20 protein-coding genes and 4 pseudogenes are annotated in these 25,175 nt (G+C 59.2%); 17 read left to right on the forward strand and 7 right to left on the reverse strand.

Annotated elements, in window-relative coordinates; translation table 11 throughout:
• From QPM17_RS19200 to QPM17_RS19225, 6 genes are all read left to right on the forward strand, one after another.
• Positions 1 to 1,512 (forward strand): ethanolamine ammonia-lyase reactivating factor EutA, encoded by a 1,512-nt coding sequence (locus QPM17_RS19200; protein WP_150995256.1) that lies wholly within the window; start codon positions 1 to 3, stop codon positions 1,510 to 1,512.
• An 82-nt stretch (positions 1,513 to 1,594) separates the two neighbouring features.
• Positions 1,595 to 2,713 (forward strand): cupin domain-containing protein, encoded by a 1,119-nt coding sequence (locus QPM17_RS19205; RefSeq protein WP_150995255.1) that lies wholly within the window; start codon positions 1,595 to 1,597, stop codon positions 2,711 to 2,713.
• A gap of 103 nt (positions 2,714 to 2,816) precedes the next feature.
• The gene (locus QPM17_RS19210; protein WP_285392935.1) at positions 2,817 to 3,887 is read left to right on the forward strand and encodes a Bug family tripartite tricarboxylate transporter substrate binding protein; all 1,071 of its coding nucleotides are present in this window, start codon (positions 2,817 to 2,819) and stop codon (positions 3,885 to 3,887) included.
• Positions 3,888 to 4,082: 195 nt separating this feature from the next.
• The gene (locus QPM17_RS19215; RefSeq protein ID WP_285392937.1) at positions 4,083 to 5,306 is read left to right on the forward strand and encodes an MFS transporter; all 1,224 of its coding nucleotides are present in this window, start codon (positions 4,083 to 4,085) and stop codon (positions 5,304 to 5,306) included.
• A gap of 27 nt (positions 5,307 to 5,333) precedes the next feature.
• Complete coding sequence (locus QPM17_RS19220) at positions 5,334 to 6,038, forward strand: HAD family hydrolase (RefSeq protein ID WP_150995252.1); 705 nt, start codon at positions 5,334 to 5,336, stop codon at positions 6,036 to 6,038.
• 43 nt (positions 6,039 to 6,081) lie between these two features.
• Positions 6,082 to 6,864 (forward strand): IclR family transcriptional regulator, encoded by a 783-nt coding sequence (locus tag QPM17_RS19225; protein ID WP_150995251.1) that lies wholly within the window; start codon positions 6,082 to 6,084, stop codon positions 6,862 to 6,864.
• A 2-nt stretch (positions 6,865 to 6,866) separates the two neighbouring features.
• On the opposite strand, the gene QPM17_RS19230 is transcribed toward QPM17_RS19225, so the two are convergent.
• The 3 genes and pseudogenes from QPM17_RS19230 to QPM17_RS19240 form a co-directional block, all read right to left on the reverse strand.
• Positions 6,867 to 7,436, reverse strand: a complete 570-nt coding sequence (locus tag QPM17_RS19230; RefSeq protein WP_150995250.1) for an NUDIX hydrolase — start codon at positions 7,434 to 7,436, stop codon at positions 6,867 to 6,869.
• Positions 7,437 to 7,695: 259 nt separating this feature from the next.
• A pseudogene (locus QPM17_RS19235) lies at positions 7,696 to 7,893 on the reverse strand (type II toxin-antitoxin system RelE/ParE family toxin); the annotation flags it as partial.
• A gap of 231 nt (positions 7,894 to 8,124) precedes the next feature.
• Positions 8,125 to 8,274 carry a hypothetical protein gene (locus QPM17_RS19240; protein ID WP_202336735.1) on the reverse strand — a complete coding sequence of 50 codons (150 nt, stop codon included), beginning with the start codon at positions 8,272 to 8,274 and terminating at the stop codon, positions 8,125 to 8,127.
• 68 nt (positions 8,275 to 8,342) lie between these two features.
• Between QPM17_RS19240 and QPM17_RS23825 the strand changes: the two are divergent.
• The 8 genes and pseudogenes from QPM17_RS23825 to cysI form a co-directional block, all read left to right on the forward strand.
• A pseudogene (locus tag QPM17_RS23825) lies at positions 8,343 to 8,537 on the forward strand (hypothetical protein); the annotation flags it as partial.
• Between the two features lie 73 nt (positions 8,538 to 8,610).
• Positions 8,611 to 9,180 (forward strand): annotated as a pseudogene (locus tag QPM17_RS23830) (hypothetical protein); the annotation flags it as partial.
• A gap of 39 nt (positions 9,181 to 9,219) precedes the next feature.
• A complete protein-coding gene (locus QPM17_RS19250) occupies positions 9,220 to 10,278 on the forward strand; it encodes an HlyD family secretion protein (protein WP_285392978.1) in 1,059 nt (352 codons plus the stop codon).
• Positions 10,275 to 13,058: a ribosome-associated ATPase/putative transporter RbbA gene (gene rbbA / locus QPM17_RS19255; protein WP_285392942.1), complete on the forward strand. Its 2,784-nt coding sequence runs from the start codon at positions 10,275 to 10,277 to the stop codon at positions 13,056 to 13,058. The genes QPM17_RS19250 and rbbA overlap by 4 nt, the downstream gene beginning before the upstream one ends.
• A 3-nt stretch (positions 13,059 to 13,061) precedes the next feature.
• On the forward strand, positions 13,062 to 14,183 hold the full coding sequence (locus QPM17_RS19260; RefSeq protein WP_285392944.1) for an ABC transporter permease: 1,122 nt from the start codon (positions 13,062 to 13,064) through the stop codon (positions 14,181 to 14,183).
• A gap of 44 nt (positions 14,184 to 14,227) precedes the next feature.
• Positions 14,228 to 14,443 (forward strand): annotated as a pseudogene (locus QPM17_RS19265) (transposase); the annotation flags it as partial.
• Between the two features lie 258 nt (positions 14,444 to 14,701).
• Positions 14,702 to 16,513: an assimilatory sulfite reductase (NADPH) flavoprotein subunit gene (locus QPM17_RS19270; protein ID WP_285392946.1), complete on the forward strand. Its 1,812-nt coding sequence runs from the start codon at positions 14,702 to 14,704 to the stop codon at positions 16,511 to 16,513.
• The gene (gene cysI, locus QPM17_RS19275; protein WP_285392948.1) at positions 16,513 to 18,219 is read left to right on the forward strand and encodes an assimilatory sulfite reductase (NADPH) hemoprotein subunit; all 1,707 of its coding nucleotides are present in this window, start codon (positions 16,513 to 16,515) and stop codon (positions 18,217 to 18,219) included. Before QPM17_RS19270 ends, cysI begins: the two co-directional genes overlap by 1 nt.
• 406 nt (positions 18,220 to 18,625) lie before the next feature.
• Here the strand turns inward: cysI and QPM17_RS19280 are convergent, their stop codons facing one another.
• Positions 18,626 to 19,285, reverse strand: a complete 660-nt coding sequence (locus QPM17_RS19280) for a peroxiredoxin (RefSeq protein WP_285392950.1) — start codon at positions 19,283 to 19,285, stop codon at positions 18,626 to 18,628.
• Positions 19,286 to 19,537: 252 nt separating this feature from the next.
• Here QPM17_RS19280 and QPM17_RS19285 point away from each other — a divergent pair, with 252 nt between their 5' ends.
• Genes QPM17_RS19285 through QPM17_RS19295 form a run of 3 tightly spaced genes read left to right on the forward strand, consistent with a single transcriptional unit; the run spans position 19,538 to position 21,717 of the window.
• Positions 19,538 to 20,524 (forward strand): aldo/keto reductase, encoded by a 987-nt coding sequence (locus QPM17_RS19285; RefSeq protein WP_285392952.1) that lies wholly within the window; start codon positions 19,538 to 19,540, stop codon positions 20,522 to 20,524.
• Positions 20,521 to 21,333, forward strand: coding sequence for an SDR family NAD(P)-dependent oxidoreductase (locus QPM17_RS19290; RefSeq protein WP_285392954.1), 813 nt, complete (start codon positions 20,521 to 20,523; stop codon positions 21,331 to 21,333). Before QPM17_RS19285 ends, QPM17_RS19290 begins: the two co-directional genes overlap by 4 nt.
• Positions 21,334 to 21,357: 24 nt before the next feature.
• Positions 21,358 to 21,717, forward strand: coding sequence for a winged helix-turn-helix domain-containing protein (locus tag QPM17_RS19295; RefSeq protein WP_285392956.1), 360 nt, complete (start codon positions 21,358 to 21,360; stop codon positions 21,715 to 21,717).
• A 19-nt stretch (positions 21,718 to 21,736) separates the two neighbouring features.
• On the opposite strand, the gene QPM17_RS19300 is transcribed toward QPM17_RS19295, so the two are convergent.
• From QPM17_RS19300 to QPM17_RS19310, 3 genes are read right to left on the reverse strand one after another with little or no spacing between them, the layout of a single operon-like run.
• Entirely contained in the window at positions 21,737 to 22,375 is a 639-nt protein-coding gene (locus tag QPM17_RS19300) for an Isoquinoline 1-oxidoreductase subunit (RefSeq protein ID WP_285392957.1), read from the reverse strand.
• A gap of 12 nt (positions 22,376 to 22,387) precedes the next feature.
• On the reverse strand, positions 22,388 to 24,649 hold the full coding sequence (locus QPM17_RS19305; RefSeq protein WP_285392959.1) for a xanthine dehydrogenase family protein molybdopterin-binding subunit: 2,262 nt from the start codon (positions 24,647 to 24,649) through the stop codon (positions 22,388 to 22,390).
• Positions 24,650 to 24,652: 3 nt separating this feature from the next.
• Entirely contained in the window at positions 24,653 to 25,114 is a 462-nt protein-coding gene (locus tag QPM17_RS19310; protein WP_285392960.1) for a (2Fe-2S)-binding protein, read from the reverse strand.
• Between the last annotated feature and the right edge of the window lie 61 nt (positions 25,115 to 25,175).

Raw genomic sequence — 25,175 nt, forward strand, 5'->3', positions numbered from 1 at the left:
ATGCTGCAGTTGCATGGTGATCATCAGCATGGGCACAGCCACATGCATGAGGAAGATAAAGCCGAACTTGCCAACTTTATCTGGCGGCAGGAAACCGTGGAACTCAACACGGTCGGCATCGATATTGGCAGCTCCACCTCTCACTTGCTGTTTGCAACGGTTCGCCTGCAGCGTCGGTCACAGGGGCTCTCCAGCCGCTTTGTCGTAACCCACCGCGAGGTGGTTTGGCGCTCGCCCATCATGCTCACGCCCTTTCTGAGTGATGGCAACATTGATGCGGACAAGTTGGAAGCGTTCATCCGGAACTCCTATGAAAGCGCCGGCATCGCGCGAAGCGATATTGACAGCGGCGCGGTCATCCTGACCGGAGAGGCGATTAAGCGACATAACGCGCGGGCAATCGATGAGCTGTTTGCCGAGGAGGCCGGAAAGTTCGTCTGTGCGACAGCAGGCCACAAGCTTGAATGTACTCTGGCAGCCCACGGTTCAGGTGCTGCCAAATTATCAAAGGACCGGAATGAGTGTGTTCTTCACGTCGACATTGGTGGCGGCACCACCAAGCTTTCACTGATAAACAAGGGTGAAGTGCTGGGCGTCTGTGCATTCGCCGTCGGCGGCAGGCTGCTAGCACAGGATGATGAGGGCGCCTGGACGCGGGTGGATGATTCTGTGCGCCTGGTTGCCGAGGAACTGGGTATTGCCACCGATCCGGAGTCGATGGCTAACGAGAGCAACCGAAAGAAAATTGTAACCCGGCTGGCGGAGGTTGCTGTCGATTTTATCTCGGGAAAGTCCCTCGACCGTCTGGGAATGTCGTTGCAACTGACCGAAACCTTGCCGCGGCCTATGCAGCCAACAGCGCTTACTTTCTCCGGGGGTGTGTCGGAATACATTCTCGGTCGCGAAACCAAAGAGTATGGCGACATAGCCAAGATGCTTTCCACTGAGTTGTGCAGGATATTGCCTGAGAGGCTCAATCTTCCAATGCTCGACCCCGGTCACGGTATTCGCGCAACGGTCATTGGTGCTTCCCAGTTCACGGTTCAGGTCAGTGGAAAAACCATTTTCCTCGCTGGTGATTCCGTATTGCCGGTGCACAACGTTCCGGTGGTGAGTGTTGACCTCGAGTTTAAAGGGGAAATTGATTCGACGTCAGTGGCTGAAACCATCCGCGCGGGAATGAAGAAGATGGACCTGAATCATGACAACCAGATGGCATTGGCTTTCACGTGGAAAGGTGATCCCGAGTATTCGCGACTTGCTGCGGTGAGCGAGGGTATTCTCCGGGCAGTTGCGCCGGGAGGCAAGCGGGGGGCCCCTTTATTGTTGATGATCGACGGTGACGTTGCCCGAACACTTGGGCACCTGCTCAAGCATGAGTTCGGGTTGGAGAGCAGTCTTGTGTCGGTGGACGGTGTCAAGTTGCAAGAACTGGATTTTGTTGATGTCGGCGAGTTCCTCGACCCTCCGGGAGTGGTGCCCGTTGTCATCAAGTCGTTGTTGTTTTCATGAGGCAGATGCCTCGGTGAATCAGGGCTGACACCCCTTTAAGAGTGTTTGAACTTAAAAAGTAAATTAATCAGAGGTAAATAGTATGAGTGATAAAGATATCCCCAGATATGGCGTCGACTTCTACATGGACTGGGTCGAGCGTGAAGGGCTGCCGGTAACAGAGGCATTTGGTATTGATCTGTTTGAACTGGAGACCAAGCCATGGGCCAGAGCCGGTGACCATGTAAAGGGTGCAGCGGCGCATCTCAAGGGCCGCTGTGATTTCAGCAATATGTTTCTCTACGAGATTGCACCAGGAAAATCAACCGCACCTCAGAAGCATTTGTATGAAGATGTGTTCTACGTGCTGGAGGGGCGTGGAAGTACCCAGCTCGAATTTGCCGATGGCTCTACGCAGTCCTTTGAATGGGGCCCCAAGAGCCTGTTTGCGATTCCGCTGAATGCCCGCTATCGCCTCTTTAATGGTAGTGGCAAAGACCGTGCTCTGCTGGTAACCACGACGGATATGCCGTTGGTGATGAACGCATTCCACAATGAAGAGTTCGTGTTTAACAATGACTTCGACTTCAGTGAGCGTACCGGTAAAGAGAAGTACTACTCTGGCGAAGGTGACCTGATTACCGTGCGACAGGGTAATCACATGTGGGAGACCAATTTCGTACCGGACCTGGCCAGCATTGAGCTCAAGTCCTGGGGTGACCGCGGTGCAGGCGGCAGCAACATCATGTTTGTGCTTGCCGATGGCACCATGCACGCCCACATCTCCGAGATGCCAGTGGGAACCTACAAAAAAGGTCACCGTCATGGCCCAGGCTACCACGTCATGTGTGTAACGGGGCAGGGCTACTCGATGCTGTGGTTCGAAGGTGAAGAAGACTTCACCCGTATCGACTGGAAACACGGTGTGGTGTTCCCGCCTGCAGATCGCCAGTTCCACCAGCATTTCAACACCAGTCAGGATCCAGCCCGCTATTTGGCAACAGGTGTTGGTGGTCTGCGGTATCCGTTCACTACCGACCGCAGGAAGTCACTGCTGGGCATGAAGCCTGGTGAGAGGGGCGCAGTATCCACCAGCATGAAGGAAGGCGGCGATCAGGTGGAATACGAAGATCAGGATCCACGTATTCATCAGATCTGGCTTGAAGAAATGAAGAAGAACGGCGTTACGCCGAAGATGGACAAATTCAATGTCGCTCAATAGGTAAAACCTGCATTCCAGCCAGTAACTGGTTGAAATGGGGAGTTGCAGCGCGTCGCGTCAAGTCGGGCGCGCTGCACTTACCACTGAAAGTAAGGGGAAGGCAATGTTTCGCAACAAAAATAAAATCGGAAAACTCGCTTCAACAGTGATGGCGTCTGCCGTAACGACGGCCATATTTCTTGGATTTGGAAATCTCGCCCAGGCAGAAGGTGCGGCGGACTACTATGAAGGTAAAACCGTCAAAATCGTCGTTGGGTTTAATCCTGGCGGTGGTTACGACGAGTACGCCCGTATGATTGCTCCGGAGCTGGAAAAGCGCATAGGGGCGACGGTCATAGTGGAAAACCAACCCGGTGGTGGCGGCCTTCTTGCCCTTAACCGGCTTGCACAAAGTGGCGATGATAAGACCATGATGCTTGCAAGCTCGGAATCGGCAGCGTTGGCACAACTTACGGACCGACCGGGTACGCGCTTTGACCTGAGCAAGGTAACCTGGCTTGGTCGGGCTGTTGTAGACACCCGCATGGCGATGTGGAGCGCAGAAAATCCAGAGCGCACTTTTGAAGAAGCCTTGGCAACTATGAAATCCGAGGGAAGTCGTTGGGGAGCGACGGGGCTGACGGATTCTGTGTCTGATGCTACCGCTGCTATGGCTGAGGCATTGAACCTTACGTCCGATGAACTTTCAATTGTGCTTGGCTACGATGGCACCAGCGCCATTGCCCTTGCCGTTGTGCGGGGTGAGGCAGATGGTGTTGTTGTAAGTTCGACGTCCGCGATCAACTATGTTGGCGATGACTCGCTGGTGCCTTTGGCCGCCCTGGATCGAGAGCGTGACGCACTTTTCCCGGACACTCCGACTATTTTTGAAGTTGGTAATCTGGATGAAGAAGGCGAGCGTTGGATGGACTTCCGTTCCAACATCACCACGCTTGGCCGTGCTTTGGTTATGCATGAGGACGTAGACCCTGAAAGGGCTGATTTCCTGGCCGGTCACCTCGAGGATATTCTCACCGATGACGAGTTTATCGAAAAAGCAAAGGACATGAATCGACCCATCAATTTTCTTTCAGCTGCTGATCTTAATAAGCTGATTCAGAACATTTTTGCTGATCTTTCTGATAAAAGAAAGGCAGAGATCAAACATGTTCTTACCGAGAAGTTCATTCGCTAGTGGACGTATGAATAGTCTGCTCTGAATGAGTCGTTGTGGTTGTTGCTCAGCATCGTTGCCATGCGCCCCGGATTTTCCGATAAGGGCGCTTTTTTCTTCCGGCTCAGGCTTATTGATCAGGGGATACCCGAAGTAAAGCAGGGAATGTTTTTGTATGAAGTGATCATTATTACAAAGATATAAGTAGGTATCTTAATGGAATCGAAAACTAGTGCCAGTACAGGTGCAAATGAAGTCAGCATGTTGGCGATCTACGCAGCTGCTTTTTTCTCGCTGAGTATAACCCTGATGAAGGGGTTAGCCATTCCCCTCTGGTGTATTTCCCTGGGTGTGCCACCGGCCTATATGGGTGTCATTCTCAGTGCCCGCTCTTTTGTGCCATTGTTCCTTTCCATTCATGGTGGTTCCTTGATGGACCAACTCGGTGTTCGCCGAACACTCCTTGTACTGGCTATTCTCAATGGGCTTTTACCATGGCTTTATCCCGTTTTTCCTTTTGTTATTGCCGTGCTCATTCTGGAGCTGTTTGGCGGTCTGGTCAGCTCAATGGCCTGGATCGGTGCACAAACAGCGTTGGCCAGAGTTGCTCAAGGAGACCCGAAGCGTGCCGGGCGCTTCAGCTTCGCCACTAACATGGGCAACCTTGCCGGGCCTGTGCTGGTGGGGTTCGCGTGGAAGCTCGGTGGCCCGATCGCCGGTTTTGGCATTATCTCATTGTGGGGTTTTCTTCTGTTCGCTGCCGTATACTTCCTTCCGGTTGGTGACCGCCCCAAAGAACCCATAACATCCTGGAAAAACCTGATGCCTAAGTGGTCGGTCTACAGGCAGGCTTTTGTAATGCTGAAAGAGCCGGGCGTGGATCTGGTGGTGTTTGCTACTTTTCTAAGAATATCGGCTTATAGCATTCAGGCCTCCTTTTACGCGGTGGCGTTGGTTCACCTTGGCCAGGATGAATTCAATATTGGAATTTTGATGGGTGTTGCGGGACTCAGTTCCGGCCTTGCTACCCTGCTCGGTGCACCCGCTTCCCGATTGTTTGGTTCTCAGGTTGTTGTGTTGATTGGGGGCATATCCACCGCAATCATCTTCATCTCCATGACGCCTTACCTATCTGGGTTCAGTATCTTTTTCACTGCAGCTGTTATATTCGGCCTTGGAATGGGGATTTCTTTGCCACTACTTCTCTCAGTTTTATCGAATGCCATTCCAAGAGAACAGCAGGGGCTGAGCGTTGGGCTAAGATCGACTGCGAACCGACTTGCAGGTGTGGTTGTGCCAATTGGACTGGGTGTTGTGATTGAGTTATTGGGAATTTCACACGGCTTCCTGGTGATCGGCATAGTGCTTCTGCTGGTATTGATCATTGGAAGTGTCATTCTGCTGCGACGAGCAAAGCGCCTTTCGGGAGTCGGTGCATGATGGTAGATTTCTTAAGGTTGAGTGAGCATGGTTGGTAAGCTCCAATTGAATGGCATTGGTTTGGGTAATCGTGAAAAGACCGGGGTTGCACTCTTTGATCTCGACGGTACTTTGGTAGATAGTGCTCCTGACATATGCTCCAGTGTAAATGAAGTCATGGGTCATTATGGCTTACCCTTCGTTACAGAAGAGTACGTTCGAAACTGGGTAGGTTTGGGAACCAGGCCTCTGCTTAGGAGGGTATTCGAGGAATTCATTGGTTTCCGTCAGGGTATTGATTCAAAAGATGATTTCATCAGTGCCTATAATCTGTTTTTATCGTCATACAGTGAAACCAATGGGAAGTATGCGTCTTTATATCCGGATGTGCGTAGTATTCTGGTGAGGCTCACAGGCTGGCATGTTAGGATTGGTGTCGTTACTAATCGGCCGGTTGCGTTCACGGGCTCAATCATTTCTCAGTTTGGCCTGGATGGTCTGGTCGACGTAGTTGTTTGCGCTGATCAGTTTGGCAGTTATAAGCCTGAACCGGATATGTTGCTACATGCGTTACGCGCATTAGGTGGTGCCAAGGAGTCCAGTATCATGGTTGGGGATTCCCTCTCGGACGTAATGGCGGCAAAAAACGCTGGGATGTTATCCATTTACGCCCGATACGGCTATCGGTCTAACGTTGATGAATGCGAACTCCACGCGGATTGTTCGATTGATTCTCTTTTGGAATTAGTCTAGCCTCCGTAGCCATCACAGTACTGCACTTTTGGGAAGAGACAATTTGGCGACTCCAGTAAATAACTCGGTCATAAAAGCTTTTCAGATATTAAACGCTTTTTCCTACGCCGGCGAGAAGCTTACGCTGTCTCAGGTAGCGAGAAAGCTGGACATCAACATTGCCACCGCTCATCGGTTTCTGACAACGTTACAGCAGGTAGGGGCCGTCGTAAAAATGCCAGATGGTTATTTCGAGCTGGGGCTTTTGTTGTTTACTCTTGGAGGGCGTGTTTCGGTGGTTGACGCGATGAACAGTATTGTTCAACCTCACGTAGACGAACTGGCCGATCAGTTTGGCGAAACTATCCACGCTGCAATTCTGGACAATGATGAAGTCTGCTATGTGGCGAAAGGTGAGGGTGTAAGGAGCCTCACGATCAGAACTCGAATGGGCGTACGACTACCGGCTTATTGCACGGGAGTAGGCAAAGTGCTGTTATCCAGTTTGCCAGACGATAGACGCAAACAATACGCCAAGGCCTGTTCTTTTAAAAAGTATACCGATTCTACAATCGGGACTTCTAAACAGCTTCTAAAAGAACTGGATCAAATCCGGACTCAGGGCTACTCTGTGGACAGCCAAGAGTTTGAGCGTGGCCTGTGCTGTGTTGCAGTTGCCATTCCCTTGCCGGCCAGCGAGGAATATCACCTGCAAGCCGCCATTTCAATGTCTGCCCCCTCTGTGAGGCTCGGCGAGGAAAAGATAAAAGAAGTGGCAGGTATTCTGCGGAGTCATGCAGAAACCATTGCAAACAAACTTGCTGCTCGAGATACCAGGGAATCATAGACTTAATTTGAGTCCTGATCTACAAGTTGCTGTAGCTGCATCATGATTTTCGCCGTAAGCCCCCATATTTCGCAAGAGTTACATGTGATCGAAACAGTGTTAACCTCTCTACCGTAGTATGACTTGGAAATATGCCTGTAATTTCTTGCTTCGAGGAAGGTGCTTAGGGGTAACTCCACGACTTCTTCAACCTCATGTGTCTGTAAAATCCATTCGGTGGGTCGCCTGACTATTGCTACTATTGGGGTTACCTCTATGTGTTGACTGGTGACATAGCTCTCAAGTACCCCGATAACCTGAACATTCTCCTTCGGTAGTCCTATTTCCTCATTGGCCTCTCGCAATGCTGCATCAGTGTGTGAGCCGTGATCAATACATTCAAGTACACCGCCTGGTAAACAGATCTCGCTAGCATGATTGTTCATGCTCGAGGCTCTTCGATTGAAAATTACTTGTTCGCCAGATGGAGTCTGAACTATCCCTATCAGAACTGCAGCCTGCGTATATTTCGGGTTTGGTTGATGAACTCTGTCTCTGCTTAGCAGGGAGCTTATTCTACGAGCTGTGGACATACGGGTATCCCTATGTGTCAGCGTAGTTGTCGCCTGATGATTTTAAAGGACAACCATACTCCATTACTCCCCGGAGCGTAAGGAAGCCATTCTCCAGAAGATGGCACCACCTCATAGTGCCATTTTGCCATCGAACTCAGCCCACCCTGTTAGTGGAGTAGGGGTGACCGCAGAATTCGCAAAAAATCGTACGCTAAGGTGTGTCAGGCATTCGAGCATAGGAATCCGCGATGCCTGCACCATCTCCGTTAACCCCGTATTAGCGGTCCTCGTGTGTGTGCCACAAGCGCAGCAGGTAGATTATTTCGCCAACAATCTCGTAACGCATCTCGTAATGCCCGACCAGAATCCGCCGCACATCACGAGGCTCGAACTCTTCCAGGCGCTCGCCGATGCGCGGGTTAGTCAGTAGCGTGGTTGGCGCGTCCGTGAGTTGCTGCACCGTCCGTGCGGCGGCAAAAGACCTGTTTTATGATCCACTTCTTGGAACGTTCCAGGCGGGCGGCAATGTCATTGACTCGCTCAGCCAAATCGACCCGCAGATGAGTAGTAACTGAACGGGTTTTGGTGGGGGGGCTGACATGGCAGGTTCCTCCCTACTCTCGTTTGAAATTAACGTCTCCGGAGCCGGTGATAGAGTGATCCCGCGTTGCCGGGTTACTTCGCACCACAATGTCTCCAGAACCCGTTACATGGGCGCTACTACACTGACTGCCGTGGTAATATGGGCGTCGATATCACCAGAACCAGCCACGAACAGATTTCCGCCGGTTCGAGCCATGAGCTCGCTGGCATCCACGTCACCTGACCTGGACACCTTGGCGTTCAGGATATCCACTTGGCCAAACGAGAAAATATCCCCAGAGCCCGGCTCACTGGGACGAGATTCTGCGGCTGGCCGCGTAGATCAATCAGGGCACTGTCACTGCCTCGCTGATGCTGCGCAAGCTCGGCGTTATCCTCGCCAGAACAGCCTGGTCGTGGCCCTGCGCGAGTTGGGCAGAATCGAACGCACGCTGTTCATCCTGGACAGACTGGTTGCAAAGTGTGGAGTTGCGCAGCGCCGTACATGCCAGGTTGAACAAGGGCGAGGCGCGCAACGCCCTGGCCAGGGCGGGTATTCTTCAACCATCTCGGCAAGGTCAGGGATCGGAGCTGCGAGCAACAACGCTACCGGGCCAGCGGCCTCAACCTGGTGACGGTCGCCATCGTTCTGTGGAACATCGTGTACCTGGAGCGTGCCACCCAGGCGCAGGGCGAGGTCGGCACACCGTTTGGGGGGGTGACTTGCTGCAATACCTCTCGCCACTGGGGTGGGAGCACATTAACCTACCCAACGATTCCGTTTGGCGACAGAGCCGCAAGCTGGAAGGCGGCAAGTTCAGTCCGCTACGGCGACTCGGAAAACCTTAGCGTACGATTTTTTCCGAACTCTGCGGGTTCCCCTTTTACACCTATCTCGCTTACTCCAAGCAGCAACCCAAGTGAATTGGCTGAGATCGTTGGAGCCGGATTTTTCCAACTCTGGGTGGACCTAAAACGGGGTCGGGGTCAGAACGGGGGTGTCACTATTCAACCCACGGTATATTGCGCAGGGGATCATCCTGGAGATCTCGCCCGGAGACTTGTCGACAAAAATGATGTGGGTCAGCCTAATTGCTGTGATTCGTGCGTAAGGTATAGCTTAAGATGTGGGTCTACAAAGATCTCGCTCAGCCTGAATTCAATGGTCAAGAATGAGTGAGCCAACTGGCGTGGAGCAATCCAAGACGTGAAAAAATTCATGAAAGCAGGTATTCGAGGCGTCGCCGCTGCGATTGTCATTGGGCTGGGTGTTTGGGCTTGGTGGCATTTTCAACCGCAGGACTTGCCCGACGGATTCGCCGCCGGAAACGGCCGGATCGAGGCGGTCGAGATCGATATCGCGGCCAGGACCGCAGGCCGGATCCGGGAGATCCTGGTCAACGAGGGCGACTTCGTCCGCGCCGGCCAGGTCTTGGCGAAAATGGACACGGCCGTCCTGGAGGCGCAGCTCCGGGAGGCCGAGGCGCAGTTGCAACGGGCGCTCATCGGCATCGAGACCGCGCAAAGCCTGGTGACCCAGCGTGAGGCCGAGAGGCAGGCCGCCGAGGCGTTTATAGCCCAGAGGAAGGCTGAGCTCGACGCCGCGCAAAAACGGCTTGTCCGCACCCGGGAGCTCGCCTCAAAAAATGCCGCCTCCGAGGCGCAGCTCGACGACGACCGTGCCGCGGCTGCGGCGGCGAAGGCTGCGGTCGGTGCCGCGGAGGCTCAGGCGGCGGCCGCGCAAGCCGCCATAGGGCGGGCCAGGTCGGATGTCATTGCTGCGGAGGCCTCGGTGGAAGCGGCGCGGGCCACCCTCCAGCGCATTCAGGCGGATATCGACGACAGCGTGCTGAAATCGCCGCGTGACGGGCGTGTCCAGTACCGCGTCGCTCAGCCCGGTGAGGTTCTCTCCCCGGGCGGCGTGGTACTGAACATGGTCGATCTCACCGATGTGTACATGACCTTCTTCCTGCCGACGGAACAGGCCGGGCGGATCGCGCTCGGGGCCGAGGCGCGGCTCGTGCTCGACGCCGCCCCGCAATACGTGATCCCGACCGAAATCTCCTTCGTGGCGGACGTCGCGCAGTTCACGCCCAAGACGGTGGAGACGCAAGAAGAGCGCCAGAAGCTGATGTTCCGCATCAAAGCGCGGATCGCCCCGGACCTGCTCAGAGAGCACCTCCTCCAGGTCAAGACCGGCCTGCCGGGCATGGCCTATGTGCAGCTCGACCCGCGGGTGGATTGGCCGCCTGAACTGCAGACGAGACTGCCGCAATGAGCCGGGAGGCACATGCACAGGTCGAGGATGGCGGGGGGTCTGCCGCGCCGGTTGCCCGCCTGCGGGATGTGTCCCTGCGTTACGGCAAGGTGCGTGCGCTCGACGAGGTTACCATCGATATCCCGGGGGGCTTCATGGCCGGGCTGATCGGCCCGGACGGGGTCGGCAAGTCGAGCCTGCTGGCGCTGGTCGCCGGCGCCCGCGCGGTCCAGACGGGACAGGTCGCGGTGCTCGGCGGCGACATGGCTGATGCGCGCCATCGCCGCGGAGTCGGCCCGCGCATCGCTTACATGCCGCAGGGCCTGGGGCGGAACCTCTATCCGACGCTCACAGTGTTCGAGAACCTCGACTTCTTCGGACGCCTGTTCGGGCATGACGGCGGCGAACGGGCGCGCCGCATTGAGGCGCTGACATGGGCCACCGGTCTCAAGCCGTTTCTCGATCGGGCGGCGGGCAAGCTATCCGGCGGGATGAAGCAGAAGCTCGGCCTCTGCTGCGCGCTGATCCACGACCCGGACCTGCTCATCCTCGACGAGCCGACCACCGGTGTCGACCCCCTCTCACGACGCCAGTTCTGGGAGTTGATCGCCGGCATCCGTCGTTCCCGGCCGGGCATGAGCGTGCTGGTGGCCACGGCCTATATGGAGGAGGCGGCGCGTTTCGACTGGCTGGCGGCGATGGACGATGGGCGGGTGCTGGCCAGCGATACGCCCGAAGGCCTGCTGCACAGCACGGGGGCGGAGTCGCTGGAGGCAGCCTTCATCCGGCTGCTGCCGGAAGACAAGCGCCGGGATTATCGGGCGGTCGAGATTCCGCCGCGGCCGGAAGACGATGGCGATGCCGCCATCGAGGCCCGGGATCTGACCATGCGCTTCGGCGAGTTCACCGCGGTCGATCATGTGAACCTGCGTGTCCCACGGGGTGAGATCTTCGGTTTTCTCGGCTCCAACGGCTGCGGCAAGACCACGACCATGAAGATGCTGACCGGCCTCCTGCCGCCGAGCGAAGGCCGCGCCTGGCTGTTCGGACACGAGGTGGACCCGCACGACCTCGCGACCCGGCGCCGGGTCGGCTACATGTCGCAGTTCTTCTCGCTCTACACCGAGCTGACGGTGCGGCAGAACCTGGAGCTGCATGCCCGGCTGTTCCACGTGCCCGCTGCCGAGGTTTCAGGGCGCGTGGACGACATGGTTGAACGTTTCGATCTGGCGGCTGTGATCGACAGCCTGCCGGGCCGGCTGCCCCTCGGCCACCGGCAGCGCCTGTCGCTGGCGGTGGCCATGATCCACAAGCCTGAGATGCTGATCCTCGACGAGCCCACCTCGGGTGTCGACCCGGTCGCGCGCGACGCCTTCTGGCGCAGGCTGGTCGAGCTGTCGCGCCGTGACGGGGTGACCATCTTCATTTCCACGCACTTCATGAACGAGGCTGAGCGCTGCGACCGCATCTCGCTGATGCATGCGGGCCGGGTGCTGGTCACCGACACGCCGGCGAATATCGTGCAGCAGCGGGGCGCAGAGACCCTGGAAGAGGCATTCGTCGCGCATCTGGAGGAGGCGTCGGGGGAGGGCGAAGCCGGAGAGGAGCAAACAGCGTCACTCGATACGGTTAACGCGTCGGGAGGTCATGGCGAACCTCAGGGCTGGCGGCGCATGTTCGATCCCCGGCGCATGATCAGCCACGCCCGGCGTGAAGGGTTGGAGCTGCGCCGCGATCCCATCCGGCTGACGCTGGCGCTGCTCGGCAGCGTCATCCTCATGTTCGTGATGGGCTATGGGATCAGCCTCGATGTTGAGGATCTGACCTTCGCGGTGCTGGATCGCGACCAGACCACCGTCAGCCGCGACTATACGCTCAACATCGCCGGCTCCCGGTACTTCGTCGAGCGGCCGCCGATTACCGGTTATGCCGATCTCGACCGGCGTATGCGCGAGGGCGACATCAGTCTGGCGATCGAGATCCCGCCGGGCTTCGCGCGCGACATCGCCCGGGGCCGGCGGGTCGAGATCGGCGCCTGGATCGACGGCGCCATGCCGACACGGGGCGAGACCGTCCGCGGCTATGTGCAGGGGATTCATGCCCACTGGCTGGCGACCAAGGCACGCGAGGCTGGCTACGGCGAGGCTTTGGCGGGGCTCGTCAATATCGAGACCCGGTTCCGCTATAACCCGGACGTCAAGAGCCTGGTGGCGATGGTACCGGCGGTGATCCCGCTGCTGCTCATGCTGATCCCGGCCATGCTCGCGGCGCTCAGCGTGGTGCGCGAGAAGGAGCTCGGCTCGATCACCAACTTCTACGTCACGCCGACCACGCGGCTCGAGTTCCTGCTCGGCAAGCAGTTCCCTTACGTGGTCCTGTCCTTCCTGAGCTTCCTGCTGCTGACGCTGCTCGCGGTGACCGTCTTCGGCGTGCCGCTGAAGGGCAGCTTCCTGACGCTGGCGGCGGGTGCGCTGCTCTATGTTGGTGCCGCCACGGCCGTGGGGCTGCTGATCTCCACCTTCATGCGCAGCCAGATCGCGGCGATCTTCGGCACGGCGGTGCTCACCATCCTGCCGGCGGCGAACTTCTCCGGCATGATCGACCCGGTCTCGTCCCTGGAAGGGATGGGCCGGCTGATCGGCGAGGTCTATCCGACCACGCATTTCCTGACGATCGCGCGCGGCACCTTCTCGAAGGCCCTCAACTTCTCCGACCTGCATGGCGCCTTTCTCCCGCTGGCGCTGGCCGTGCCGGTCCTGATCGGGCTGTCCGCCGCGCTGCTCAAGAAGCAGGAGCGATAGTCCATGCGCCTTGCCAATATTTGCCATCTCGGTGTCAAGGAGTTGCGCAGCCTTGTCCGCGACCCGATCATGCTGGTGTTGATTGTCTACGCCTTCACCCTGTCGGTCTACACGGCGGCCACGGCCATGCCGGAGACCCTCAACAAGGCGCCGATCGCGGTGGTGAACGAGGATCGCTCGCCGCTGTCCTGGCGCATCGTCAGCGCCTTTTACCCGCCGTACTTTGTTCTCCCCGAGGTGATCGACCAGGCCGAGATGGATGTCCGCATGGATGCCGGCCTCGACACCTTCGCCCTCGACATCCCGCCGAACTTCCAGCGTGACCTGCTGGCAGGGCGGCGGCCCACGGTCCAGCTCAACGTCGATGCCACGCGCATGAGCCAGGCATTTACCGGCAGCGGCTATATCCAGACCATCGTCACCGACGAGGTGCGCGCCTTCGCGCAGCGTTATCGCGAGGTTCCGGAGTTGCCGGTCGATCTGGCGCTGCGGATGCGCTTCAATCCCCAGCTCAACAAGTCGTGGTTCGGCGCCATCATGCAGGTCATCAATAACGTGACCATGCTCTCCATCGTCCTCACCGGCGCGGCGCTGATCCGCGAGCGCGAGCACGGCACCGTCGAGCATCTGCTGGTCATGCCGGTCACGCCTTTCGAGATCATGAGCAGCAAGGTATGGGCGATGGCGCTGGTCGTCCTTGCCGCCACCGCCTTCGCACTGACTGCGGTGGTGCAGGGTTGGCTGTCCGTGCCGATCGAAGGCTCGCTCGCGTTGTTCCTGGTCGGGACGGCGCTGCATCTGTTCGCGACCACCTCGATGGGCATCTTCCTGGGCACCGTCGCCCGCTCCATGCCGCAGTTCGCCTTGCTGCTGATGCTGGTGCTGCTGCCGCTGCAGATGCTCTCCGGGGGCTCGACGCCGCGCGAGAGCATGCCGGAGGCCGTCCAGTACATCATGCTCGCGGCGCCCAACACCCACTTTGTAATGCTGGCCCAGGCCATTCTGTATCGTGGCGCGGGCCTCGCCACCGTGTGGCCGCAATTTCTGGCCATCGCCGTTATCGGGAGTATCCTTTTTGGCTTGGCCCTGACCCGCTTCCGGCGAACACTCAGCGCCATGGCCTGACGGACCTGATGCATGGTGCTGAAGACCCCGCCCGGTTCGCACCCGATGATCCGGCGCCTGTCACGGACGACCCGGTGATACAAATGAAATACCAGTTAACAACCCAATCTGGACGAGCACTGTATGCACTGCGAAAACAAACGGTGGAGCCCGTGCTCGGAATTATCAAACAGGTGATGGGCTTGAGACAGTTCTCGATGAGAGGACTGGAGAAGGTGGGGTTAAAGATCTCGGGTTGGACGTGCAGCGCCTACCGCTAAGTGAGCTTCCTGCTGAAATCAGAGATCTCTGTCCCCGAGTTCGGGGTAAGTTGATGGCATGAGCCGTATACGTGGTCCGTATGTACGGTTCTGTGAGAGGGATGAGGCGGTGACGCCTCACCCTACTCGATTGGCTTACCCAGCCATTAACGTATATCGGTAAAACCCATATTGCTGAAGCGAACAATGGGTTAAATCGATAACCGGCCCCTGTTATCATGCTGCCGATCGATTATGTGGTAATGGTGTCTATTCCTGATGGAACTTACGTCCCAGAACTCACCCCTGACGGATGAGCAGGCCCGCCAGCTCAATGAGCTGCTCAAGGGTCTGGAAGATCATCAGGTCGACTGGCTTTCCGGCTATCTGGCCGGGTGGCGAGCGGCCCAGACCGGTCAGCCCGCGGCGGGGGCCGCGGCTGCGCCAGCGCCCGGCGCAAGCGCGGAAGCTCCGTCACTGACCATTCTGTATGGCTCGCAGACGGGGAATGCCGAAGGCGTGGCCGAAATGCTGGGCGAGCAGGCCAGCGCGCGCGGCATTAACGTTAAGATCGTCGATATGGCGGACTACAAGCCCCGCCAGCTCAAGAGCGAGACCTTCGTGGCCGTGCTGGCGTCCACCCACGGCGAAGGCGACCCGCCCGACAACGCCCTGGATTTCCACGAATTCCTGCACGGCCGCAAGGCTCCCGGCCTCAAGGGCGTGAACTACGGTGTCCTGGCGCTCGGCGATACCACCTATGAGCATTTCTGCCAGACCGGCAAGGATTTCGATACCCGCTTCGAGGAACTCGGTGCCACACGGCTGACCGAGCGCGTCGACTGCGACGTGGACTACGACGACCCGGCCGAGGCCTGGATCGAATCCATCCTGGGCGCCATCGAAGAGAAGGCCGGCGCGACGGCCCAGACGGCGGGGGCGGCTCCCGGAGCCGGTGTTGCAACGGCGAAGGCCAGGTACGACCGCAGAAACCCCTTCCCGGCACCGGTCCTGGAGAACCTGGTACTCAACGGGCGCGGTTCGAACAAGGAAACCCGGCACCTCGAATTCTCGCTCGAGGAATCCGGTCTTCACTACCAGCCCGGCGACGCGGTGGGGGTTTATCCCCAGAACAATCCGAAGCTGGTTGCCGCCATCATCGAGAAGCTGGGACTGGACCCCGACGAGTCCGTCTCCCTGGGCGAGACCGAAACCACGCTCTCCGAGGCGCTGCAGCACTACCGCGAGATTACCGTGCTGACGCTCCCGCTCATGGAGCAGTGGGCCGCCTACAGCGGTGATGACGAGCTGCAGAAAATGGTGGACAACCACAGCACGCTAACCGAATGGATGCGCGGCCGTGACCTGCTGGACCTGATCGAAACCTGGCCGGTCGAGGCCCTGGGCGCGGACACGCTCACGGGTATGCTCAGGAAGCTCCCGCCGAGGCTGTATTCCATTGCCTCCAGCCAGGCCCAGGTCGAGGACGAAGTCCACGTCACGGTTGCCGCTGTCCGCTACGAGACCCATGGCCGCGAACGCGAGGGCGTGGCATCGACCTGGCTCTCCGATCGCATCGAGGACGATGCGACAGTGCCGGTCTATATCGACCCGAATAAGAACTTCAAGTTGCCGGACGACGATGACGCCCCCATAATTATGGTAGGGCCCGGCACCGGCGTTGCCCCCTTCAGGGCCTTTATGCAGGAACGGGAGGAGCGCGGCGCCAAGGGCCGGAACTGGTTGTTTTTCGGTGAGCAGCAGTTCCGCGCGGATTTCCTCTATCAGGCGGAATGGCTCAACTGGCGTCGCCAGGGGCTGCTCGATCACATCACGGTGGCCTTCTCCAGGGACCAGGAGCAAAAGGTCTACGTCCAGCACCGGATCCGTGAGCAGTCCACCGAGATCTGGAGCTGGCTGCAGGACGGCGCCTACCTCTATGTGTGCGGTGACGCGGACGCGATGGCTCCGGACGTGAACGAGGCCCTGATCGACGTGATTGCCGAGGAGGGCGGCAAGAGCCGCGAAGAAGCGACCGAATACCTGCGGGAGCTGGCTCGCGAAAAACGTTACCAACGGGATGTGTACTGATGGCCGACGAACTCCCAAAAGCGGAAATCATCAAGCGCGAGAGCCGCTATCTGCGCGGCACCATAGCCGAATGCCTGGCGGATGAAGCCACGGGTGCCATCGCGGACGCGGACACCAACCTGACCAAGTTCCATGGCAGCTACCAGCAGGACGACCGCGACGTGCGCGACGAGCGCCGCCGCCAAAAGCTGGAGCCGCTGTACATGTTCATGGTGCGTCTGCGGCTGCCCGGCGGTGTCCTGACGCCGCAACAGTGGCTGGGCCTGGACGAGGTGGCGGATGAATGCGCCAACCACACGTTGCGCCTGACTACGCGCCAGACCTTCCAGTTCCACGGCGTGTTCAAGAACAAGCTCAGGCCTCTGATCCAGAAGGTGAACAAGCTGGGGATTGATTCCAGGGGCGCCTGCGGTGACGTCAACCGCAACGTGGTATCGAACGTTAACCCGCACGAATCCCAGGTTCATGCCGAGATCCATCGTCTATCGGCCGAGATCAGTCAACGGCTGATGTGGCGCTCCTCGGCCTATGCCGAGATCTGGCTGGGCGAGGAATGCGTGCACCGCGTGGGCGAGGAGGAAGAGGAACCCTTCTACAGCTATTACTACCTGCCGCGCAAGTTCAAGATTGCCCTGGCGGTACCGCCGGAGAACGACTGCGATGTGTTCGCCAACGACATTGGCCTGATCGCCATCGTGGAAAGCGGCGAAATCCGCGGCTTCAACATCTCCGTCGGCGGGGGGCTGGGCACGACCTACGGCGAGCCCGAAACCTATCCGCGCCTGGGCAGGGTGGCGGGCTTTGTTCCTCCGGATCAGGCGGCGGATGCCTGTGAGGCGATCACCGCAATACAACGTGATTTCGGCTCGCGGACCAACCGGTCCCACGCCCGCTTCAAGTACACCCTGGATGATTATGGCATGGACTGGTTCCACGAGAAATTCGCGGAATACCGTGGCGAGTCCATGGAGGACGCCAGGCCCTACCATTTCGATAATAACGGGGACCGCTTTGGGTGGGTCGAGGGCGAGAACGGCAACAGCCATCTCACGCTGATGATTCAGAGCGGGCGGATTGCAGACTTCGACGGTTACTCGCTGCGTACCGCGCTGCGTGAGATCGCCAGGGTCCACATCGGTGAGTTCCGCATTACCTGCAACCAGAACCTGGTGATTGCCAATGTCACGCCGGATCAGAAGCAGCGTATACAGGCACTGGTGGATCAATACGGGCTGGACGACGGCTCCCGGAGCAGCCCGATGAAACGCAACGCCATGTCCTGCGTGGCGTTTCCGACCTGTGGGCTGGCCATGGCGGAATCGGAACGCTACCTGCCGGAGCTGACGCGCAAGCTGGACGCCATGATGGAGGAGGCAGGCATTGCCGACACCCAGATCAACGTCCGCGTTACCGGCTGTCCCAATGGCTGCGCCCGGCCTTATGTGGCGGAGATCGGCCTGACGGGCAAGGCCCTGGGCAAGTACAATCTTTATCTGGGCGGTGACACCAAGGGTGAACGCATGAACCGCCTTTACCGCGAGAACATTGATGAGGAGACCATTCTGTCGATTCTGAAGCCGATGTTTGAGCGGTTTGCGGCTGAGCGTGAGGATGGTGAAGGTTTCGGGGATTTTCTGGTGCGCTCCGGGATTGTGGATGCGGATCGCTCGCCCCGGGTTTTTCATGAGGCGTTTGTTTCCGAGTAGATGGTGCGTGAAGTCTGGCATCCCGGAGAGGGCGCTATACTACTGAACATCCAGGCAGTATGGTGCCTTTTTTCATGAGAAAGAAATCTTGCCAAAAGGATTGGCCGAGAGTTCCCGAGAGGTTCGAGGGGATTACAGCCAGCTTGGAGATATCTACCGGGTTTATTACAACTACTGCAAAACGAATGATAAAGGTAAAACTCCGGCGATGCGTCTGGTTCTGTCAAAAGGCCAGGTAGTTCTGGAAAAGATCATCTACCTGGATAAATACACGAAGGCCAGCTCATAAAAAAGGGCCAGTGGAAAAATCCACCGACCCTCTTGCTTGCCCAGCCGGGCTAAACCAGATCCACTTTAGATGAACGGCTTGGGCCTTGGCCGGGTTTTTGTCGTGATGCCGTCGTGTTTACTGCGGCTGCTTGACGGTGCGCAGATAAGGCTTGAGGGTTTTGAAGCCTTCCGGGTACTTCTGCTTGGCTTCCTCGTCGCTGACGCTCGGCGGAATGATTACGTCCTCGCCATACTTCCAGTTGACCGGTGTTGCCACGGTTTCCTTGGCGGTCAACTGGCAGGAGTCGAGCAGGCGCAGGATTTCGTTGAAATCGCGGCCGGAGGTCATCGGGTAGGTGAGCATGGCCTTGATCTTCTTGTCCGGTCCGATGATGAACACGGAACGCACGGTGGCGTTGTCAGCCGGGGTGCGGCCTTCCGCTTCGCCTTCTTCGTCGGCCGGCAGCATGTCGTACTTCTGGGCAACATTCAGGTCGGTGTCACCGATCATCGGGTAGTTGGGGGCCGTGCCCTGGGTTTCCTCGATGTCCTTGGACCAGCTGGCGTGGTTATCAACCGGGTCCACGGACAGGCCGATGATCTTGGTGTTGCGCTTGTCGAATTCCGGCTTGAGCTTCGCCATGTAGCCCAGCTCAGTGGTGCATACCGGCGTAAAGTCCTTGGGGTGGGAGAACAGGATGCACCAGCTGTCGCTGATCCATTCGTGGAAGTTGATCTTGCCTTCAGTGGTTTCTGCTGTGAAATCCGGTGTGGTCTGTCCGATTCTCAGTGTCATGAAACGTCCTCCTGCGGGTTGTCGTAAGACTTATCTTATAGAAGCCCGATTTTAATGAAAATGGGATTTATACCTGAATCAAGGTCTTCGCCGGCTAGGCCGAGGAGAAAGCCCTTGAAACCGAGGCCGCCACGGGGGTTAGAATAGCATCATGCCCGGCGCAAATCGCTGTCTGATAAGCGTGCCCCGGCAGAGGAACATCTTTGGCCAAGCGGTCATTGTACGCGACACACAAAGGAAAAGGAGACACAGATGCAGACGCGCAAGCTCGGTTCGCAGGGGCTCGAGGTTTCTGCCCTCGGCCTAGGCTGCATGGGAATGTCGGAATTCTATAGCGGTCGCGACGAGGCCGAGGCGGTCGCGACCATCCACCGCGCGCTTGATCTTGGCGTCACATTCCTCGATACCGCCGACATGTATGGCCCATTCACCAACGAAGTTCTGATCGGCAAGGCAATCGCCGACCGCCGCGACAAGGTCGTGCTGGCGACCAAGTTCGGGAACGTCCGCGGCAAGAACGGCGAATTTCTCGGCATTCGCGGCGACGCGGAATATGTGCGCCAGGCTTGCGATGCATCGCTGAAGCGGCTCGGGGTGGACCATATCGACCTCTATTACCAGCACCGGGTGGACCCGAACACGCCGATCGAGGAAACGGTGGGCGCCATGGCCGAGCTCGTCAAGGCCGGCAAGGTCCGCTACCTCGGCCTGTCGGAGGCCGCGCCGGAAACCATCCGGCGCGCGCACGCCGTCCACCCGATCACCGCGCTCCAGACCGAATATTCGCTCTGGAGCCGCGAGCCGGAGAACGAGATCCTGCCGACGGTACGCGAGCTGGGCATCGGCTATGTCCCCTACAGCCCGCTCGGACGCGGCTTCCTCACCGGGCAGATCCGCCGCATTGAGGATCTCGCCGAGGACGACTACCGCCGCAGCTCGCCGCGCTTCCAGGGCGAGAACTTCCAGAAGAACCTCGATCTGGTGCAGGAGATCGAGACGATGGCGCAGGAGAAGGGCTGCAGGCCGTCCCAGCTCGCGCTGGCCTGGCTGCTAGCGCAGGGCGAGGACATCGTGCCCATCCCCGGCACCAAGAAGCGCAGCCGACTGGAGGAGAATGTGGGGGCGCTCGACGTGCGGATCACGGCCGAGGATCTTGCCCGGATCGACAGCATTCTGCCGTCCGGCGCGGCCGCAGGCACGCGCTATGCCGCACCCCAGATGCAGGCGCTGAACCGATGAGCGGCGAGCGACTCGAGGGCCAGGTCGCGATCGTCACCGGCGGTGGCCGCGGGTTGGGCCGCGCGATGGTGCTGGGCCTTGCGGCGGCGGGGGCGCGGGTCATCACGACCGCATCGCGCGAGGCGACCGAAATCGAGGCCGTGGCCCGCGAGGCCGGGAACGACCGGGTTGTTCCGATACTCGCCGATGTCACGCGCGAAGAAGACTGCGCCCGCGTCGTCGCCATGGCGCGTGACCGCTTCGGGCGGCTCGACATGCTTGTGAACAACGCCGGTCGCGGGATGAAGTATGTCAGCGATCGCTTCCTGACCGAGCCGGCCCGATTCTGGGAGACCGACCCGGACGTCTGGCGCATGGTGATCGACACGAACGTGAACGGGCCGTTCCTGATGGCGCGGGCGGCAGCCCCGCTGATGATCGCCGCCGGTCGCGGACGCATCGTCAATATCACGATGAATCACGCCACCATGCGGCGGCGCGGCTTCTCGCCCTACGGCCCGTCCAAGGCGGCGCTGGAATCCGAGACGATCATCTGGGCGCAGGACTTGAACGGCACTGGGGTCACGGTGAACGGTCTTCTCCCCGGCGGCGCGACGGCGACAGGCATGATCCCGGACGGTCTCCCGCAAGAGGCGCGAACCGGCTTGCTCGATCCCGCGATCATTGTCCCGCCGCTTCTCTGGCTTGCCTCGGACGCGTCGGACGGGGTGACGGGACGACGCCTCGACGCCTCCCGGTGGAGGGGAGAGCTATCGGGAGCCGAGGCCGCCAGGGCGGCAATGGATGATGCCGGCTGGGCCATCGCCTGACGACATGGCTCGGGGAAGCGGACGATGCGCGGACTCGATCTCTTGTTTTGTGGTCTCGAGGCGGATCTTGCTGCGGCGGAACTCGGGGTTAAGCGAGCTCCTGCCTTGCTGGATGTGGAGGCGCGCGAACTGGTAGTGGCGGAAGGCCCTGTCAGCCTCACTCCGCTGGAGTTTGGCGTGATGCAGCATCTGGTCGTGCGTCAGGGTAAGGCAGTGTCCCGCGGTGAGCTTCTGCAGCAAGTGTGGGGAACAAACTATCAGGGCGGGAGCAATGTCGTTGACGCCGTGGTGCGCACTCTCAGGCGCAAACTGGGAAGCCAGTCCACGCTGGTCGAGACAGCGACCGGCGTGGGCTATCGGCTACGACCGTCGGCGTGCCACTGACTTTTCAGAGGCCTGCCGATCAGACGTCCGGGCACTCCGCCCCGGTCTCGATCCAGGCCTGGGTGAGCGCGCCAAAAACCTTCTGGCTGCCGGGCACCGGTGTGCGGCCGTCGCCGGGATTCCAGCCCCATCCCACCAGGCCATCGGTGGCGTTATGTTTCTGCAATTCTGCCAGGGTCATGTGGCTGCGCTTCTGATCCTTGAGCTGGCGGCATATCTCACCCAGGCTCTTGCCTACCCAGGCCTGTTCAGGTGGGGCGAGTCGCCAAACTTCGTGGCCGGGTATGGATCCCTCGCTGCCCGTAAAGGGGACATTTTCCGCGCCGTGGCAGGTTGAGCACCTCATAGCGGGCGCGCCCATGCCGCCGGCGCCCCGGACCACCGGGGGCTGGTGTTTTTGCATGTTCATGCCCTGCAGGGGACTGTCGCCCCTGGGATGGCAATTCATGCAGCGGGGGTGAGTGATGACTTTACCCATTTCATTGAACAGCGCCACGGAGCGTTCGCCCTTGTCGCTGATGCTCTTGAACGCCTCCGGCGACTTGAGGGTTTCGTTACTGGTGCCGTTCTCGCTCGCGACGCTGGACGCGCCCGGGGTCAGAAACGCCATGGCCGCAATAAGGCTGGCACCGGCCAGTGAATATACAACGTGTTGCATGGTGTCAGCTCCTCAGACGTTGATAGGGACAAGAGGCAGGCGATAGACGCTCTTGCCGGTCAGGCGCCGCCAGGCGTTCGCAATGGCCGGCCCGGAGGGCGGCGTGCCCGGCTCACCAACGCCGGTGGGCGCTTCCGTGGACTGGATGACCGACACCTCGACGTCCGGCATTTCGTTGATGCGCAGGGATCGGTAGCGGTCAAAGTTGGACTGCTCAACATAGCCGCCTTCGCTCAGGGTGATGGCATCGTAAAGCACCGCGCCTATACCAAAGCCAATACCCCCTTCCATCTGCGCGGCGATCACATCCGGGTTGACCGCAACGCCACAGTCCACGGCGCACCAAACCTTGTGGACCCTGGGTTCGCCGTTACCGTTATCGGAGACTTCTGCGATCTGGGCGACAAAGGAGCCGAAGCTCTTGTGCAGGGCAACGCCGCGCTGGCGCCCGGAAGAAACTGGTCCGGCGGAATCAGCCATTTTCGCGACTTTTTCAAGGACGCCGCGGTGACGCGGATGCTTGTCGCCAAGCAGCGCAAGGCGCCCCTCGACGGGGTCCTTGCCGGCTTTTTCCAGAAGCTCATCGAGAAAGGTTTCGTTGGCATAAGCGTTGTGGGTGTGTTCCACCGAGCGCCACCAGAGCGCACTGACACCGTTTTCCATAAGGTGCTGACCAATGCGCAGGTTGGTAATGCCATAGGGCATGGCCCGCGAACCTTCGACCGCGCTGGCATCGATGCCGTCTTCGAACATGCCGCTTTCGAAGGCCGTTCCTTTCATGAAGGATTGCACGGCGATTTGCTGATCCCAGCCGATGATATTGCCATCCTTGTCCAGACCGCCGCGCACTTTATGGATCGCGAGCGGGCGGTATCGGCCGCCCTGAATATCATTCTCCCGGGTCCACATCAGCTTGACCGGCCGGTCCGAGCCTAATGCTTTGGTGACCTCGGCCGCCTCGGCGGCAAACTCGCCGCCAGGCTGGGCCCGTCGACCGAAGCTGCCGCCGGCGTATTGGGTATAGAGCGTGATATTGCTCTTATCCACACCGAAAACGTTCGACAGGGCACCGACGTCCAGAGTCTGGATCTGGGAGCCCAGCCAGGCCGTCACTTTGCCATCCTTGAACTGCATGACGGCATCCAGGGTTTCCATGGGGGCATGAGCGAGAAACGGAAAGAAATACTCTGCCTCGATTACCGTATCCGCATCCGCCAGACCTTTTTCCGCATTACCGTCGTTCCTGGCGTTGAGCCCGGGCTTTTGCGCGGCCTTGCTGTAATCCTGTTCCATCTGGCGGGTGGAGCGTGTCTCGGCTTTGCTGGCGTCCCAGGTAACTTCCAGGGCCTTGCGGCCTTTCAGGGCGGCGAAGGTGTTGTCTGCGTAGACGGCAACACCCGACGGCACGGTCTTGATGTCTATGACGCCTTTGATCTTGCGGGCCTTGCTGGCATCCACCGAGGCAACGGTGGCGCCGAACTGCGGCGGGTGCAGGATGGTGGCGGTGACCATGTTCTCCGGATACAGGTCCAGGGTGAAAATCTGCGTGCCGTTGGTCTTGTCCAGGGTGTCCAGCTTGCGGACCTTGGTGCCGATCAGGTTGAACTGGTCCGGGCTTTTCAGCTTGGGGTCGGCCGGAGCTTCCAGTTTGGCGGCTTCGCCGGCCAGATCGCCGAAGCTGAGGCTTTTTCCGCTGGCGGCGTGGCTGACGGTGCCCTTGCTGACAGTAACCTCGCCGACATTCACACCCCAGCGATTGGCTGCGGCCTGAACCAGCATGGCGCGCGCCGCGGCGCCGGCTTTGCGCATCTGTTCGTAGGAATTGGCCATGGCGGTGGAGCCGCCGGTGCCCTGAAGGCCAAACAGGTGATTGACGTATTTCTCGGTATCCGCCGGGGCAAGCTCTGCCCGCATCTGCCCCCAGTCGGCGTCCAGCTCTTCGGCCACCAGCGTGGAAAGGCCGGTGGCCGGACCCTGGCCGAACTCAATGTGCTTGATCATGACTGTCACGGTATTGTCAGGCGCGACCCGGACAAATGCGTTGGGGGCAAAAGCCGCCGGTCTGCCTTCGGCCGATGCGGCGGCCTGGGCCCGCGCTTTTCCCGGCAAATGCACGCCGATGACGAGGCTTACAGCCGCAGCCGCAGTGCCTTGAAGAAAACCGCGGCGGGAGAGGCCCGGACTGGCGGCAGCCCGGTCAGTTGGGTTGTCGCCGGGACGATGGCTGTCTGCGGTGGCCGGGGAAAGATTGGCTCTGAAAATTCGATCGGTCATTGCTTAGCCCTCCAGCGTATCGGCAGCGTTGTGGATGGCCTTGCGGATCCGGACATAGGTCGCGCAGCGGCAGATGTTGCCCGCCATGGCTTGATCGATGTTGTCGTCGCTGGGGTTGGGGATTTCTTTCAACAGGGCGGTCGCGGACATCACCTGGCCGGACTGGCAGAAGCCGCACTGGGGCACGTCAATGCCCACCCATGCGTCCTGGATGGCTCTGGCTTCCTTGCCGTCCAGCCCTTCAATGGTGGTGACCATGCCGCCGTCCACCTGGGAGACCGGGGTCACGCATGAGCGCCGGGTCAGGCCGTTCAAGTGGACCGTACAGGCGCCGCACTGGGCAATTCCGCAGCCGAACTTGGTGCCGGTGAGACCGAAGGTGTCCCGGATTACCCAGAGAAGGGGAGTGTCCGGCTCAACGTCAGCGGATACCTGTTTGCCGTTGAGCTGAAATTTGACGGCCATAGCAATGCCTCCCTTCTTGGCTGTTTGTGCCGCGCCAGCCTGTTACTACGCTCATCGCGGG

Source organism: Marinobacter azerbaijanicus (assembly GCF_030250645.1).
Lineage (GTDB): Bacteria > Pseudomonadota > Gammaproteobacteria > Pseudomonadales > Oleiphilaceae > Marinobacter > Marinobacter azerbaijanicus.

Bases quoted from the DNA above. Each gene is read 5' to 3' on its own strand.
- cysI (WP_285392948.1), top strand. From the start codon at position 16,513: ATGGCCGACGAACTCCCAAAAGCGGAAATCATCAAGCGCGAGAGCCGC.
- QPM17_RS19305 (WP_285392959.1), bottom strand. From the start codon at position 24,649: ATGACCGATCGAATTTTCAGAGCCAATCTTTCCCCGGCCACCGCAGAC.
- QPM17_RS19270 (WP_285392946.1), top strand. From the start codon at position 14,702: ATGGAACTTACGTCCCAGAACTCACCCCTGACGGATGAGCAGGCCCGC.
- QPM17_RS19205 (WP_150995255.1), top strand. From the start codon at position 1,595: ATGAGTGATAAAGATATCCCCAGATATGGCGTCGACTTCTACATGGAC.
- QPM17_RS19230 (WP_150995250.1), bottom strand. From the start codon at position 7,436: ATGTCCACAGCTCGTAGAATAAGCTCCCTGCTAAGCAGAGACAGAGTT.
- QPM17_RS19290 (WP_285392954.1), top strand. From the start codon at position 20,521: ATGAGCGGCGAGCGACTCGAGGGCCAGGTCGCGATCGTCACCGGCGGT.
- rbbA (WP_285392942.1), top strand. From the start codon at position 10,275: ATGAGCCGGGAGGCACATGCACAGGTCGAGGATGGCGGGGGGTCTGCC.
- QPM17_RS19280 (WP_285392950.1), bottom strand. From the start codon at position 19,285: ATGACACTGAGAATCGGACAGACCACACCGGATTTCACAGCAGAAACC.
- QPM17_RS19285 (WP_285392952.1), top strand. From the start codon at position 19,538: ATGCAGACGCGCAAGCTCGGTTCGCAGGGGCTCGAGGTTTCTGCCCTC.
- QPM17_RS19295 (WP_285392956.1), top strand. From the start codon at position 21,358: ATGCGCGGACTCGATCTCTTGTTTTGTGGTCTCGAGGCGGATCTTGCT.
- QPM17_RS19210 (WP_285392935.1), top strand. From the start codon at position 2,817: ATGTTTCGCAACAAAAATAAAATCGGAAAACTCGCTTCAACAGTGATG.
- QPM17_RS19200 (WP_150995256.1), top strand. From the start codon at position 1: ATGCTGCAGTTGCATGGTGATCATCAGCATGGGCACAGCCACATGCAT.
- QPM17_RS19250 (WP_285392978.1), top strand. From the start codon at position 9,220: ATGAAAGCAGGTATTCGAGGCGTCGCCGCTGCGATTGTCATTGGGCTG.
- QPM17_RS19260 (WP_285392944.1), top strand. From the start codon at position 13,062: ATGCGCCTTGCCAATATTTGCCATCTCGGTGTCAAGGAGTTGCGCAGC.
- QPM17_RS19220 (WP_150995252.1), top strand. From the start codon at position 5,334: ATGGTTGGTAAGCTCCAATTGAATGGCATTGGTTTGGGTAATCGTGAA.
- QPM17_RS19300 (WP_285392957.1), bottom strand. From the start codon at position 22,375: ATGCAACACGTTGTATATTCACTGGCCGGTGCCAGCCTTATTGCGGCC.
- QPM17_RS19310 (WP_285392960.1), bottom strand. From the start codon at position 25,114: ATGGCCGTCAAATTTCAGCTCAACGGCAAACAGGTATCCGCTGACGTT.
- QPM17_RS19215 (WP_285392937.1), top strand. From the start codon at position 4,083: ATGGAATCGAAAACTAGTGCCAGTACAGGTGCAAATGAAGTCAGCATG.